The sequence below is a fragment of the Winogradskyella poriferorum genome (assembly GCF_036553625.1).
Classification (GTDB): Bacteria; Bacteroidota; Bacteroidia; order Flavobacteriales; family Flavobacteriaceae; genus Winogradskyella; species Winogradskyella poriferorum.
Window position 1 is genome coordinate 1,112,321 of sequence record NZ_JAZHOU010000001.1, and the last position, 14,084, is coordinate 1,126,404.

Consider the following 14,084-nt stretch of genomic DNA (forward strand, 5'->3'; position numbering starts at 1 on the left):
AAAAATACCTTCCTCAGTAGCTCAGTTGGTTAGAGCATCTGACTGTTAATCAGAGGGTCGTTGGTTCGAGCCCAACCTGAGGAGCAAAAAAAGCCTGATAATGTTATCAGGCTTTTTTGTTTTTCTACATTTTAATTATCCGCGCAACTAATATTAAAAATTGAGTTTCATATCCTTTATAAGTCAACCCAAAACAATAAGTCCTATAAGTTAGTTATTGTTGCTCGAGAAGTACTTAATTAATAATTGATGTAATTTCTCCTGAGATAAGGGCTTTGCTAAATAATCCTGCATACCATATAACAAGGATTTGTTGATTGTTTGTGTCGTAACATCTGCAGAAAGTCCTATAATTAGTGTTTCAGGATTATTCTCTTTTATGAGTTTTGTAGCTTCATAGCCATCCATTTGCGGCATGTGTATATCCATAAAAATTAGTTGGTAATTTTTATTTTTTGCCATCTTTACTGCCGAAATACCATCATTGGTTTGCTCTGATTTAACTCCAAGGTTTTCCAGAAGCTTGGTTAAGACAAGGATATTAATATTGTTATCATCAACGACTAATACTTTTAATTCAGAAAAATTGAGATCTGAAATTTTATCATTATTAATATCACTCGCCTCTATATCTGATAGCTTAAAAGGGATATTAACTTGAAATGTACTTCCTTCTTCAAGTTTACTTTCGACAGAAATTTTTCCGCCCATTAACTCAACTAAATTTTGGCTAATAGCAAGGCCAAGACCACTACCTTCATGCTTTTTCTTAATACCTTGATCTACTTGTGTAAATCTTTTAAAAATTTTGGAAAGTGTGTGTTGGGGAATTCCAATGCCTGTGTCAGATACTTTAATACTTATAAATACACCATCATTTTTTAAAGTCTCTTCGTAAATTACTGTGGTACCACCAGTACTTGTGAATTTTAAAGCGTTTTTTATTAGGTTTATAATGACTTGATTGAACTTACCTTGGTCTCCAATTACAGAGAGATTAGAGTTAGAAACAGAGCTAAGGTTTAGGTAAAGATTTTTAGTTTCAAATTCATCTTTAAACTGACTTACTAAGGTAGATACCGCTTCACTTGGTTTAAAGGTAACCTCGTTTAAGCTAGCTTTTCCAGACTCAATTTTATCTATCTCCAAAACATCGTTCACTAAGGCTAAAAGGTTTTTAGAAGATTGATCCATTAAATCTATATAATGATCATAATTATCACGTTTATTTGAGTTCTTCACTAATTGTATTAATCCTAAAATACCATTTAGTGGAGTTCTTATTTCATGACTCATATTAGATAGAAACTCTGTTTTAGCTTTAGAGGCTTTTTCAGCTCTATTTCTCTGTTTACTAAGTTTCTCGTTTGTTACTTTTAATCTTTTATTAGCTCTAAGAGCTCTTAAGGCTTCTCGTTTTGCTCTTAAATAGAAATAAATGAGTAAACTCATTAAGGTAGACAAGATTAAACCAAAAAGCAACATGTAGTTAATGGATGAGCTTTTATCGCTTAAGAAACTTGCTGAGGCAGGAGTAACTTTAATCGACCAATTTTGATTATCTAAAGTATCTATTTTAAAAACGTTAGTATAAACAAAGTCTTGGCTCATAACCTGTTCCTGAGGTTGATTTTGTGTATAAAAAACGCTATTGTTCTCGTCTCGCATTTCAATACTATAATCTGGTAGATTTTCTGCAAAGGCATCAAGATTGTTTTTAAAATCCATACCAGCAGTTATTGTACCTCTAAATTTATTATCAAAATAAACAGGTACATCTACTAAAAAGGCATGTCCACCCTGAGTCATTTTAGACCAAGGTGTAATGTTTGTTGAGCCATCCTTACTATGTCTAATCCACTCGTCGCGTCGATAGTCTATTTTAGAAATATCTAAACCAATTGCAGCCTCATTCCCTTTTGTTGGGTTTATTTTTCTAATTATCATTGAGTCATCTATCCACTCAATGAATTTAAAGGATGCATTTTGTTGTAAAAGTAATTCGGCATCATTTTCCCAGTAGTTAAAATAGTCGCCATTGGTAATCTCAAACCTATATTTTAAGTTCTCAAGACTTTGTATATCTCTTTTAATTATAGAAAGAAACTTTTTAGAAAGAAGTTCGCCAGAGTTGTGCACGCGTCTCTGTAATGCTAATTTTTGAGCAGTAACAGATTGGTCCCATAGAAATAGAACAAGTAGGTTGAGAAGTAAAAAGGAAAAAAAAGGGATTAACACCTCTCTTTTTCTAACTTTTGCAAACATTTGAGGCTTTAAAGCGCCAAATATAATAAAATTATGTAAACTAGACAGTTAAGTCTAGTCATTAGCATATCTTTTATTTAATTCCTTTAACATCACTTCTGTCATAGCATCTAAGTCAAAACTGTGTTGCCAGTTCCAGTCGTTTCGTGCTATAGAATCATCAATAGAAGATGGCCAACTATCTGCAATGGCTTGCCTAAAATCTGGGCTGTAAGTAATTTTAAAATCTGGAATATGACGTTTTATGCTTTCAAAAATCTCTTTTGGTGTAAATGAAATCGCAGAAAGATTGTAAGAAGACCTAATAGTTAAATTGTCTGCAGGAGCCTCCATTAAATCTACCGTTGCTTTTATAGCATCATCCATAAACATCATTGGTAAACTTGTATTCTCAGATAGAAAACAATTATAGTTTCCTGTTTTAATGGCTTCGTGATAAATTTCTACTGCATAATCAGTAGTACCTCCTCCAGGCATAGCCTTATGGCTTATAATACCAGGATAGCGTATACTTCTTACATCAACACCGTATTTCTTATAGTAGTATTCGCACCAACGCTCACCAACTTGTTTGGTAATACCATAGACTGTAGTTGGTTCGCAAATTGTATGCTGAGGTGTGTTGTCTCTAGGTGTCGTAGGACCAAAAACAGCAATGCTGCTAGGCCAATATACTTTTTTAATAGTGCCTCCTTTTGCTAGGTTTAAAACATGAAAAAGCGAATTCATATTAAGATCCCATGCTTCCATAGGATATTTTTCTCCAGTAGCACTTAGAAGCGCAGCCATAAGATAGACTGTATCTATATTATAGTTTATACAGCAATCTTTAATGGCATTAAAATTTTTGGCATCAATGATTTCAAAAGGGCCAGAGTTAACCAAATCTAATTTTCTGGTATTGATATCGCTGGCTATAACGTTCTCAACGCCATGTATTTCTCTAAGCTTTGAGGTGAGTTCCGTGCCTATTTGGCCGCAAGCACCTATAATTAATATTCTAGAAGACATAAGTGTAATTAAAGTATTCTCAAAAATATGAAGAATTTAGGTGTGCAAAAATTAAAATTTTCAAAAAAATCAATGTTTAAGTAAAAAGTTGATAATCTATATTTTAAGAATATACTATAATTTGAAAATATTAGTTTCAGTATATTTACAGCAAATAATTTGTTTTATGAGAGTTGGGCTTATTCTTCTTAATCTATGTTTTCTTTTTCTTTTCAATTGTGGTGAGGACAAGCCATCTTCTGAACTTAAGACTGAAGAAGATAAAGCACAACAGCCTGTTATAAACGCTAAAGCTATTGAAGGCTTTAAATATACAGATTACGTATTGAGTACGAGAGGTGAAAATGCTGTTTCAGCTTGGGATAAATATCAGGAATTAGCAATACAAGTTAATTATCTTAAAAAAGCAGATTTGTCTTTCTTTAATGGAGATAAGGCGCTTTTAAAAGGGTTTATAGATACTCTTAAGTTAAAAACACCTCCAATACTTTCTACAAATCCAATAATTTCTAGAACTGCAATTATTGAAACGTCGATTTTAAGACTAAACGAAAATTTAACATTAGACAATATTGATAACCAGCTAAAACTTGAAAGTGTGAAAGAGGTACTGGTTGCATTTTCTAATCTTAATTATCAGATTAATAAAAAATTAGAACGTGATTTCTATGAGAAAATACAATCTGAATACTAAAAAACTACATAGTAAAACAAAAAATGCTGCCTAGTTTGGCAGCATTTTTTATTTAAAGCATTTTAAAAAAATGACTTAATTCTTTTTGTTTGCAGCAGCTTGTGCTTGCTGAGCTTTTTGGCTTTCTAAACCTTGTCTGCTAACCTTTGCAAGGTTAAAATTAGGATCAATAGCTAATGCATCATTCATAAGTTTAATTGCGGCATCAACATTCGCTGTTCTGTTTTCGGTAAACGTTAATAACCCCTTTAAGCATAAAAGTGCAGCTTTCATAGAGGTCTCATAAGGTTGCTGTGTTTCGTAAAAAGCACGTTTCATGTCATCTTTTACATTAGCAAGACCATACTCAATATTAGACCTTGCACCAGCTAAATCTTTTACCTGAATTTTCATGTCTGCCATTTCATAAGCTAAATAAACGCTTGGTTCTCTTTTAAATAAAACCTCATAGTGTTCTAAAGCTAGTTTAGGCTGATTAAGATTTTTGAGTGCTAAAGCTTTTACTTCAACATTCATATCAGAGTCTGAATCGTTTTTTTCTACACCAATAGTGTTAAGTGCTTGCAAGTATTTACCTTCAGAAAGGTATAAATATGCTAAGGTGTCTTTTCTTGCTACAGAAGGCTCTAAAATATTAAGGTGTGTTAAGGCGTTAATAATACCTTGCACATCACCTTGCTTTTTCATCTCCTTGTAATAAGTCTCGTAGTGTGCTTTTAAATCTGCATTAGTCTGGGCAAAAACACTTACCGAGAAAAGCATAACAATTGCAATTGTAATTTGTTTCATTATAAATATAAATTTTGAGGGCTAAAACTATAAAATTTTGAGAATATAGCTCTTAATAAACTATTAATTTCTATAGTGCCTGTTTAAAACTGTATGTCAAAAGCTGTTCCAAATTTGTACTTTCTATTATTTTTCCTTCATTTTTTTCTGCATCGTTAAATTTTGGCAAGTCTAATTGATGCTTTTTACAATAGGATGTATAGTAGTCTTTTTTTGTTGGATGATTAGGATGTACTGCATTAAATACTTCATTCCATATATTATGTTTTAGTATTAAGGTAATGATGTTAATACAGTCTTCTTTATGAATAAGATTTACAGGAGCTTTTGGATTAGAGAGGTTTGTTTTACCTGCTAAGTATTTTGCTGGGTGTCTTTCCGAATCAAATAAGCCACCAAACCGAATAATAGTTGTATTAAAATTGTTGTTTTTCTTTAACAAATTTTCAATCGCAATAAGTTGTTTACTGCTATTAGAGGTTGCGTTTGGTATAGAATTGCTATTATAAGCAGGAAAGTGGGTTTCATCTTTAAAAACAGAAGTAGAACTTATATAAATAACGTTTTTAATGTTGGAAGATGCAATAGCATGAATTAAATGCTGTAATTCTGCGACATGATTTTTATTAGGATTTCTTCTTAAGCCAGGTGGAATATTAATGATAACCGATTCGCTTCCTTTTAAAAAATCAATATAATTACCACTTACACCATCCTCATTTAATACAATATGAAAAGCTTCAATATTGGCATCACTAATCGTTTTTAGTTTTTCTTTTGATGTTGAAGAACCTTTTACAATATAGCCTTTATCTACAAGGGTTTTTGCAAGTGGAAAACCCAACCAACCACAACCAATGATGCTAATTTTTTTCTTCAAAATTTGAGAATAATTTTAAGTTAAAAATACGTAACAATTGCTTAAGAATTTTTTCATTTTGCTAACCAATTAATTTTCAGTAACTTTAAATAAACACTAAAATTTAAATGTTATGGGAATAAAAAGTTTTCAAGGTGCACGTAAGCAACAACAGAATACTGCACCAGCAACAGCATTAAAAGTACGAGACTACATGTCTACAAATCTTATAACGTTTAAACCAGACCAAACGGTACAAGAGGTTGTAGAATCTTTGATAAGGTATAAGATTTCTGGTGGCCCAGTAGTTAATGACAGGCAAGAATTGGTTGGTATTATTTCTGAAGGGGATTGTCTTAAACAACTTAGTGAAAGTCGTTATTATAACATGCCTTTAGAACACGATAATGTAGAAAAACGTATGGCGAGAGATGTTGAAACCATTGATGGCAACATGGATGTTTTTGATGCTGCTAATAAATTTTTAAACTCTAAGCGCAGACGTTTTCCAATAGTAGAAAATGGTAAATTGGTAGGTCAGATTAGTCAAAAAGATATTCTTAAGGCAGCTTTAGAGCTTAAAGGAGAAAACTGGAACAGCACAACGAAAGGCTAATCATCTCGTTTTACCAAAGCATAATAATCTCCTTCTAAAGGTAAATATCCTTGGTCGTACACAAAGTAATATATAGCTCCTGCTTTTGTGGTGTATATGCTTGTAAAATAGTTAAAATCAAACCCTTTTTCTATAAGTTTGGCTCTAGAGCATTTGGTCTTTTTATTTGGGTTGAGTGCTTCTAAGATTCTATAGTTTTTTCTGAGTCTGTTATTAGTGTTTCTAATTAGGTTTTTAGAGTCTTTGTTAATGCGATTATTATGTGCATTTCTGCAACTGTCACTACAAAACTTTTTGTCTACTCTACCAATTATTCTATCTCCACACTCAGGACATTTTCTTTGCATAGGCTTGTTTTTAGTAATAACACAAATTACAAAATATTAGCTTACAAATGTTTACAAAAAAATATGAAAGACTTTTCTTATAGAATATTACCATTTATCTAGGTATTATTCTATATCTTTGAAACGTTAAGATTTTTAAGGGGAATCTTAATATAATCCATTGAACTATTAAAATTAATAGCCAACACAAAGCACCTCTAAAAAGGGGTGCTTTTTTTATGTCTTATTCTTCTGTCAGCTCTAAAAAACCAATAGAAATTCCATTTTTAAAATATGGGTCTGAATAAATAATTTCAAAGGTTTCCTTTGGCTTTACCATTCTTATTCTATCTATAATATGTTTTTCGATTGGGAAGGGAGAGCGTACTGTATTTTCATTTCTAAAAGTAGCAAATCGCTTATCGTTGAGTGCTAAAACTATTTCTCGATTAATAATGTCGTTATTACAGTCCGAAAAGAGTTTAAGAGTAAGGCTCTTGTACGCATCCGATTTTTTAATTTTTGCAGTATATCGATTAGATTCTATAATGTTGCTTTTAAACAATAACTCAGAATCTTTGTAAAGCTGCCAGTTAGTTATGGTGTCTGTAGCTTTTTTTACAATGCTTAATGCTGTAATACCTTTTGTAGACTTTAATCCGTCAATATTATGGTTGTCTTTACGTTTACAACTAAAAACTAAAAAGGATATAAATATTAGAATTCTAACCATTAGTGTTTTCAGTTAATTTCAACTTGTAAGTAGCAGCATTTTTTATAATTTCGGCTTTAATAGTCTCGTAATCTTCAATTTCTTTAGGTATTGAAATTTTACCATTACCAGTTGTAAAATCGTAATCTTTAGATTTTATAACTATTTCATTTGCTTTTATCGTAGTAGATTCAATATTGCTAAACTTAATGGTTTTGTTAAACTTTACACCATACCTATGCTCGTTTCTTGAGACGCCTACTTTGTTCATTAAATTAAGCTGTTCTTTATCTAGTAATTTTGATACTGATTCCTCTGAAAAAACAAAGCAAGTAAGGTCTATTAAATTTTTATTTTGAGACAAACTCGATGTGTAGAGTACACCCAAAATGATTAGAAAAAAGATAACAAGTGGCAGCATTAGAATTTTGTGTACTCCGTACGAATATGTAAAAGCAAACATTAGAATGAAAAAAATGAAAAAGCCAATTGCACTAATCCTCATTTTTTTCTTTGTTTCTCTGTTTACATAGTCATCAATGCCTTCTTTTTTTATGTAATACGTTTTCATATGTACTTATTCGGATACTAAAAATGCGATTATTATCATTATATAAGAAGTCCAATAAAAAGTTTGAAATCCTTTTATAAAAATATGTTGATTTGCTGCCAACCAATCATTATCTGGATTTAGTTGTACAACTTTTTTCACTAATGTTGTTACTATATATTTATTCCAAAAGAAAAGTAATATACCAGAGAGGATTAAGTCTGGTAATTTTTCTAAAAAATTCATTGGTTTTTAGTTCGTTTGAGGTAGTGAAGTTAATAATTAATACTTTGCTACTGCAAGATTAAGTTTAGTTTTACGATGTCTTTATTTTTTATAAATGTAAATTGTAATTACAGAATGCTAGTATCAATATTTTGTAATTTTTAAATATTTACAAGCCTTTTGCAATAATGAGGGTATTAGTCTTGTTAACATTGTCGTAAAGCTCAACCTTGAATACTTTTGTTTTCAGGTAATTTGAAATCGAAATGATTTTATCAGCTTTTGAAATCTTAACTGCAGCATTGAAAATTATGGAGCCAGATGAATTTTTTAGTGCCAAAATATGATCCCAAAATTCAAAATCCAGAAATTTATTTGGAACATCTAAATCTATATAAAGATCAACAATAATGAGGTCGAATGTTTTTGAGTGGTCTTTAACAAATTCATAGGCATCTGCACAATGAATTTTTAATGTTTCGTTCTGTTCTATACCAAATTCTGTTTTGGCGATATCTATTATTACCGGATCAAGTTCTACAGCTTCAATTAGTTCAGAATAGTTAAAGTCTTGTCGTAAAGTTTCAATGACACTTCCGCCTCCTAATCCTAAAATTAAAACTGAATTTACTTTGGAAAGATCTATCTTTTTTAACCCAAACTTTAAAATGCGTTGTAGCGAACCATAACTATAATTAGCGTTCGCTGAGTTAAGATGTTTTTTTCCGTTATACCATGTAATTTCTAGCTTTCCGCTGTATTTGGATTCGATGGTTTTGGTCACGGGATAGATGTAGCTGAGCAAACGTTTCATTATAAAGTTAAAAGTAAGGCTATAAGAATACTATTTCTTTAGGGTTTTAAAGTACAATTGCAGTTTTATATTTTTATTATTTGTAGACATTATCCAATCTCAGACCTTTTTTTCTCTACTTGCAAAATGTTGTTTTGAATGTCTTTCATTATCCATTTTCCCCACCAACCAGCATAGAAATTAAAAGTTGTATTCATTTTAAAGTGACTGTATAAATGCAAACGATGTAGTCCGTTTGGTAGTTTTTCGAGTTCGTAGGTGCCATCTAAAACGTCAAAATAATCTCCACCAATAACTACGTGCTCATCTAAAGTGGTTGATGGTATTTCGTGTGGATATGCCTTTATAGAAAACACCATTTTTTTGTTGTCTTCGTAGTCTGTTACAGTTTCGTGGAATACAAGCCCTTTTGTAAAAATAGCTTCTCTGTATGCACCAACTCCTTCAAAATTCAATTCTGCTTTTACAGGTCTGGGAAAGCCAAGCATTCTTGTAAGATAGCCTTTATCTTGTTCTACAGGAATTTCTTTTACACGTGTTACATTATTCCAGATTTTTTCTGCAGGAGCATCAATATCTATGTAGGTATAGGCTTTATAGGTTGCCGGAATCGTTTCAATAATACTTTCTATTGGCCCAACTAAAAACGGTAATAATACTAATAGCGAAATGTTTAGTCGGTCATTTTTTTTGTAGTTTTTTAAATAACCACCAAATAGTCCTCCAATGGATGCAGCTAATAAAAAGACAGGCAAAATCATTATCCAACAAGCCCAACCTTCAATTCCCCAAGCCAATGTTAGAAATAAGAATAATAAAACAGGAACCCAAGGTGTAAATATTCTGTAAGCAATACTTTTTGCTTTTTCCTGGCTTGATAGGTACACGGTTAGAGCACCAATTATTGTAGGAAGGAAAAATAAAAAAGTTGTAGACATTACCTGAAAATAATCATCCCAGGTCTTTAGTCTCATCCCAAATGCCATTCGGACGAGGATTGCATAAACAACCGGAATCCCAATTGCAATTATGGTGCTTTTAATTTTTTTGTTCATGTATTCTAACTGCTTACAATGTGTTAGTGTGTAACGCTAACGGAAAAGTAGTTGTGATTTTTTTGCCGTAATCGAAAGATAATGAATAAGATTGAAACTCCCGTGAGTAAATTAAGCTGCAATTAATTATAGGCTTTGTTGTAACCAGTTTTTTATTTTTCTGGCTCATAAGAAACTTGACTTGGGATTTCAATTTTCTTGCCATTAAAGTCAATTACTACCGAATAATTCACAATAGTTTTTTCATTTGCTCTTGGAATAAACTCTAAGTCAAAACTTGGTTTAGTTAGATTTTCTTTTAGAATTTCTTTTTCATTATTGCCCTTCATACGGTAAACCTTATAATTAGGATAAGGAAGAAAAGTATGCATTACTATATTTAACTTGTTGGGCACACCCATAGTTACCTCTGTTTTTTCAGGTATTGCAATAAGTTGTGTATTGTAAATTCTGTTTTCCATCATTTTGTTCAACGAATCAGACAACTTTTTATTCATTTTTTCGAGTTCAGCTATTCGGTCATTTAATTCCAATTCTTTGCTTTGTTCATTCATACACGAATTAAGGGAAAGAACAGCTAATAGGATAATTAGTAATATTCTCATATGGGATAATTGTCTACAACGGTCTCGTATAACCGTCAGTTACGGGATTAAAGTTAATGATTTTCGGTTAAGCACAGACGTTAGCAATTCCGAGTGGATTCGGACGTAGTCGAATCCGCCGTAATTGCGGTTATACATTGTTGTAACACGTTTTTATTTTTCTTTTTTTTTCATTTTTATCTCCAACTGCCCATTTTTTGATTCGTTCGTTTAAATCATTAAATCCAATTCCACCAAATAACATTCCAATTGGCATTCCGATTAAAGTTCGCCAAAACTCTTTTGGATTTCTCCTATAATCTGGCAAATAAGCCCAATATAAAAAAGCTCCAAAAACGATGATTAAAATTAGTATGATTATAAATTCAGTCATCTCTAATTTTCCTTTAAAGTATCTTTTTTTCTTTCCATGGTTATAATTCGACTATTTTTAATTTCGGTTCTTACAGAAATGTTTCTTTTGAAAATTCCAAAATATTTGTATTCTTTTTCGCAAACTATAACCGTATCGAAGTCTTTGTTGTCGTCTAAAATCTGAACAACACTAATATTCAGCTTTTTTTCATTCAGTTCAGCCGCTTTCTTTTTTTCAGAGTTTGAGTAAGTCGATTTTAAATACATACTAATTTTAATCAGATATTCGTTCAGATTTTCAATTAGTTCATTAAATTTTTTTACATGATTTTCTAGAATTCCATTAGTACCTACATTCAAATACAAGTCAAAAAATCTGCGGTTTTCGTCATAAACAATTTCTGAAAAATATGATGAATTAATCAGCATAAAATCCCGCTTTATTATTTCAGTTGTCAGAGTTTCTAATTTATGACTTTTGTTCAATTGTGATTTATTTAAATGCGTTACAACGGTATTGTATAACCGTCAATTTCGGTATTAAAGTTAATGATTTTCGTTTAAGAACTGACGTTAACAAACCTTTAGGTTCAGCGTAGCTAATTCCGAGTGGATTCGCTTGAGCCTGCCCTGAGCTTGTCGAAGGGTAGTCGAATTTGCTGTAATTGCGGTTATACATTGTTGGCGGTAGTTATTTTTCATTCTTTTCATTTTGTCTATTCCAATTTCTTATAGAGTTTTGAATATTTTTTTCAGTCATTTCTTCTGTTCGAATGATAGTTCTAACTCCGTAAATCATAATCATAGAAGCTTTTCCTGTTTCAATAAAATATTTAAAATCCATACCATTATTCAGTTCTACAAATCCAAATGTGTATGACTTGTCTTTGTAGCCTTTAAAATCTCCATAAAGTTTGTCTTTTGCGCCAATTAAATTCCCAATATTTTTAATTCCGTTTTCTTTAGTTATTAATTTTTGAGTTGTCAAAACACTATAATTTTCGGAATCAACAACTGTTGAGCAAATAATCAGTTCATTTTCAGTCAAGTCAAGTTCCATTCCACGGTATGGGAATTCAGAATTTGATTCATAGAATTTTGTCAATTCATAGTCATATGGCTTAAACGTAGAACGCTTAATCGCAGCAATTGAAATATTATGTTTTGATTTATCTGTTTTGTTCATTCTAATTACTGCTAAAGGTATTGTATAAAAGTTAGTTACGGTTTTAAAGCTAATGATTTTCGGTTAAGAACTGACGTTAGCAAACCTTTGGGTTCAGTGTAGCTAATTCCGAGTGGATTTGTTTAAGTTTGTCTTGAGCATAGTCGAAGGATAGTCGAATTTGCTGTAATTGCGGTTATACATTGTTGGCAACTGGCTTTTAATTCGTTTTAACTGAACCTGAACACATATCGCCTTCTTCAATCCCATTTAACCAAATCCGTAATTTTTCAGTTCGCTCTTCAGTCAGTTCCTTTAAAAACAAAGAAACACACATTGGATAAACACTTCCATATTCGGCTTGTTTATTTTCAGCTGGGAATTTCATTTCCAATTCAGAGTCTCTATAAGTAATCCAAATTCTTTGTGTCTTTTTTAGTCGGTCAATAAAAGTTGAGTCAGATTTATATTCAGTCAGTATTTTTTGATAAACATTATTTAATTCAATATCAGACTTTTTATATTCTTCACTCGCTTCCTTGTGCATTTCGTGCTGAGTTTGTCCAAAAGCACAAAAGTTAAAAGTCAGAAATAATATTATTAGAATTCTATTCATTTTATTTTTACGGGATGTTTTCAGCTTGTTGCTAACGGTCTGGCTATGCACAGTGGCGTGCAAATAAGCACTTTCGTTATTTTTCAATCGTAAAATTAGTAAAAAAAACCAAACCTTTCATTTCAGCCCTAACCCAAGCCATTGTGTATAGCTATTGTTGTGAGCTGGCTTTTCTCCGTTTCTTTTCTATAAATTTTATTCCGAAAATCATTATTAACAATGGTAAAACGAGATAAATGATTATATGCTTTATATCTACTGGACTTATACCTTTCATATGCGGATTCGTAACATATCTATCAAAAATGAAAATCGAAGATACAATTACGATAAATCCTAAAATCAAAATCAATAATATTCTCAATATTTTTAAGAAAGTAGTCATAAAGTCAATTATTTAGGCCAATCATATTCGTTTTTGTTTTTAAATGGAACTCCCATTTCGATTTCATCAATTTCTCCAAATTCCGAATGAAGAGTTAACCAATTCGGTTCGTGGAAGTGCGTTTGAAAAAAATCATAATTCTCAACTTCCCATTGAGTTGCTAATTCCTTTAGGATTTTATTTTTTGCGATTTCTGTTTCAATCCCGATAAGTCTTTGTCCAGCATAATTTAAATTTGGATTTTTAGATACGAGGTAAGTTAATCGGTCATTTTCGTCCAGCTGAAAAGTAAGACGTATTTTTAATTTATTCCATTCAAGTTTTTGTTCGTTCTCGTCATATTCATCCGTCAATATCCGGTCAGGTCTGCCTAAAATTTCAATTATTTCATTTCTAAACATTCCGAATTTTATTTTGTCAAATCCAATCTTAGGTTTTATTTCCATATTTTTGGTTAGCTTGCTCACAACTACCGAATAAACGGAAGTATTATAAAATAAACTGAAATCTACAATAAAAGCCTATAATAACAAAGTGTTAACCATTTACAAACGACTACAAACATTTACAAACGAAATTAAATAGGTAACTACCGACTAAAATTTGTTAGTCATCTCATCTTTGCAGTGTTGAATCATTGAAGGTTCAATTGTATTAACTGTTTAACATATAAAATTTAGAACACATGAACACATTAAAAAACAAAGTACAGTTGATTGGTAATTTAGGAAACGACCCAGAAATCATTAACCTTGAGTCTGGTAAAATGCTTGCAAAATTTTCTATCGCTACTAACGAAAGTTACAAAAATGCCAATGGAGAAAAAGTTACAGATACGCAGTGGCACAATATTGTAGCTTGGGGAAAAACGGCTCAAATCGTTGAAAAATTTGTAACCAAAGGCAGAGAAGTAGCCATTGAAGGTAAACTAACAACACGCTCCTGGGAGGATAAAGATGGCATGAAACGCTACACCACTGAAGTAGTTTGTAATGAACTGTTAATGTTAGGAAAGTAAAGGTATAATCACATAAAAATAGACA

General features: G+C 31.5%; 19 protein-coding genes and 1 tRNA gene. 4 read left to right on the forward strand and 16 right to left on the reverse strand.

Annotated features, from left to right (window positions below; genetic code table 11):
* Window positions 1-10 precede the first annotated feature (10 nt).
* Window positions 11-84, forward strand: a tRNA-Asn gene (locus tag V1468_RS05000).
* Between the two features lie 126 nt (window positions 85-210).
* Here V1468_RS05000 and V1468_RS05005 read toward each other — a convergent pair.
* Complete coding sequence (locus tag V1468_RS05005; RefSeq protein WP_331809131.1) at window positions 211-2,265, reverse strand: ATP-binding protein; 2,055 nt, start codon at window positions 2,263-2,265, stop codon at window positions 211-213.
* A 54-nt stretch (window positions 2,266-2,319) separates the two neighbouring features.
* Window positions 2,320-3,276 carry an NAD-dependent epimerase/dehydratase family protein gene (locus V1468_RS05010; protein WP_331809132.1) on the reverse strand — a complete coding sequence of 319 codons (957 nt, stop codon included), beginning with the start codon at window positions 3,274-3,276 and terminating at the stop codon, window positions 2,320-2,322.
* A 166-nt stretch (window positions 3,277-3,442) separates the two neighbouring features.
* Here V1468_RS05010 and V1468_RS05015 point away from each other — a divergent pair, with 166 nt between their 5' ends.
* On the forward strand, window positions 3,443-3,970 hold the full coding sequence (locus tag V1468_RS05015) for a hypothetical protein (RefSeq protein ID WP_331809133.1): 528 nt from the start codon (window positions 3,443-3,445) through the stop codon (window positions 3,968-3,970).
* 75 nt (window positions 3,971-4,045) lie between these two features.
* On the opposite strand, the gene V1468_RS05020 is transcribed toward V1468_RS05015, so the two are convergent.
* Both V1468_RS05020 and V1468_RS05025 read right to left on the reverse strand, forming a co-directional pair.
* Window positions 4,046-4,759, reverse strand: a complete 714-nt coding sequence (locus V1468_RS05020) for a hypothetical protein (protein ID WP_331809134.1) — start codon at window positions 4,757-4,759, stop codon at window positions 4,046-4,048.
* Between the two features lie 70 nt (window positions 4,760-4,829).
* A complete protein-coding gene (locus V1468_RS05025; RefSeq protein ID WP_331809135.1) occupies window positions 4,830-5,639 on the reverse strand; it encodes an NAD(P)H-binding protein in 810 nt (269 codons plus the stop codon).
* Window positions 5,640-5,751: 112 nt separating this feature from the next.
* Between V1468_RS05025 and V1468_RS05030 the strand changes: the two genes are divergently transcribed.
* Window positions 5,752-6,234: a CBS domain-containing protein gene (locus tag V1468_RS05030; RefSeq protein ID WP_331809136.1), complete on the forward strand. Its 483-nt coding sequence runs from the start codon at window positions 5,752-5,754 to the stop codon at window positions 6,232-6,234.
* Here V1468_RS05030 and V1468_RS05035 read toward each other — a convergent pair.
* The 12 genes from V1468_RS05035 to V1468_RS05090 all read right to left on the reverse strand — a co-directional run bounded on the left by V1468_RS05035 (window position 6,231) and on the right by V1468_RS05090 (window position 13,487).
* Window positions 6,231-6,581 carry a hypothetical protein gene (locus tag V1468_RS05035; RefSeq protein WP_331809137.1) on the reverse strand — a complete coding sequence of 117 codons (351 nt, stop codon included), beginning with the start codon at window positions 6,579-6,581 and terminating at the stop codon, window positions 6,231-6,233. The two genes, V1468_RS05030 and V1468_RS05035, sit on opposite strands and share 4 nt — an antisense overlap.
* Window positions 6,582-6,804: 223 nt before the next feature.
* A complete protein-coding gene (locus V1468_RS05040) occupies window positions 6,805-7,293 on the reverse strand; it encodes a hypothetical protein (protein ID WP_331809138.1) in 489 nt (162 codons plus the stop codon).
* Window positions 7,286-7,843 (reverse strand): hypothetical protein, encoded by a 558-nt coding sequence (locus V1468_RS05045; RefSeq protein ID WP_331809139.1) that lies wholly within the window; start codon window positions 7,841-7,843, stop codon window positions 7,286-7,288. Before V1468_RS05045 ends, V1468_RS05040 begins: the two co-directional genes overlap by 8 nt.
* A 6-nt stretch (window positions 7,844-7,849) precedes the next feature.
* The gene (locus V1468_RS05050; RefSeq protein ID WP_331809140.1) at window positions 7,850-8,068 is read right to left on the reverse strand and encodes a hypothetical protein; all 219 of its coding nucleotides are present in this window, start codon (window positions 8,066-8,068) and stop codon (window positions 7,850-7,852) included.
* A 148-nt stretch (window positions 8,069-8,216) separates the two neighbouring features.
* Window positions 8,217-8,861 (reverse strand): spermidine synthase, encoded by a 645-nt coding sequence (locus tag V1468_RS05055; protein WP_331809141.1) that lies wholly within the window; start codon window positions 8,859-8,861, stop codon window positions 8,217-8,219.
* A gap of 89 nt (window positions 8,862-8,950) precedes the next feature.
* Entirely contained in the window at window positions 8,951-9,916 is a 966-nt protein-coding gene (locus tag V1468_RS05060) for an SRPBCC family protein (protein ID WP_331809142.1), read from the reverse strand.
* A 152-nt stretch (window positions 9,917-10,068) separates the two neighbouring features.
* Window positions 10,069-10,521, reverse strand: coding sequence for a hypothetical protein (locus V1468_RS05065; protein ID WP_331809143.1), 453 nt, complete (start codon window positions 10,519-10,521; stop codon window positions 10,069-10,071).
* 130 nt (window positions 10,522-10,651) lie between these two features.
* Window positions 10,652-10,894 carry a hypothetical protein gene (locus V1468_RS05070; RefSeq protein ID WP_331809144.1) on the reverse strand — a complete coding sequence of 81 codons (243 nt, stop codon included), beginning with the start codon at window positions 10,892-10,894 and terminating at the stop codon, window positions 10,652-10,654.
* A gap of 2 nt (window positions 10,895-10,896) precedes the next feature.
* A complete protein-coding gene (locus V1468_RS05075; RefSeq protein ID WP_331809145.1) occupies window positions 10,897-11,304 on the reverse strand; it encodes a hypothetical protein in 408 nt (135 codons plus the stop codon).
* Between the two features lie 262 nt (window positions 11,305-11,566).
* Window positions 11,567-12,061, reverse strand: coding sequence for a hypothetical protein (locus V1468_RS05080; protein WP_331809146.1), 495 nt, complete (start codon window positions 12,059-12,061; stop codon window positions 11,567-11,569).
* A gap of 199 nt (window positions 12,062-12,260) precedes the next feature.
* On the reverse strand, window positions 12,261-12,743 hold the full coding sequence (locus tag V1468_RS05085; RefSeq protein WP_331809147.1) for a lysozyme inhibitor LprI family protein: 483 nt from the start codon (window positions 12,741-12,743) through the stop codon (window positions 12,261-12,263).
* A 306-nt stretch (window positions 12,744-13,049) separates the two neighbouring features.
* The gene (locus tag V1468_RS05090; RefSeq protein ID WP_331809148.1) at window positions 13,050-13,487 is read right to left on the reverse strand and encodes a hypothetical protein; all 438 of its coding nucleotides are present in this window, start codon (window positions 13,485-13,487) and stop codon (window positions 13,050-13,052) included.
* 239 nt (window positions 13,488-13,726) lie between these two features.
* Here V1468_RS05090 and V1468_RS05095 point away from each other — a divergent pair, with 239 nt between their 5' ends.
* Window positions 13,727-14,059: a single-stranded DNA-binding protein gene (locus tag V1468_RS05095; RefSeq protein WP_331809149.1), complete on the forward strand. Its 333-nt coding sequence runs from the start codon at window positions 13,727-13,729 to the stop codon at window positions 14,057-14,059.
* Window positions 14,060-14,084: the final 25 nt, after the last annotated feature.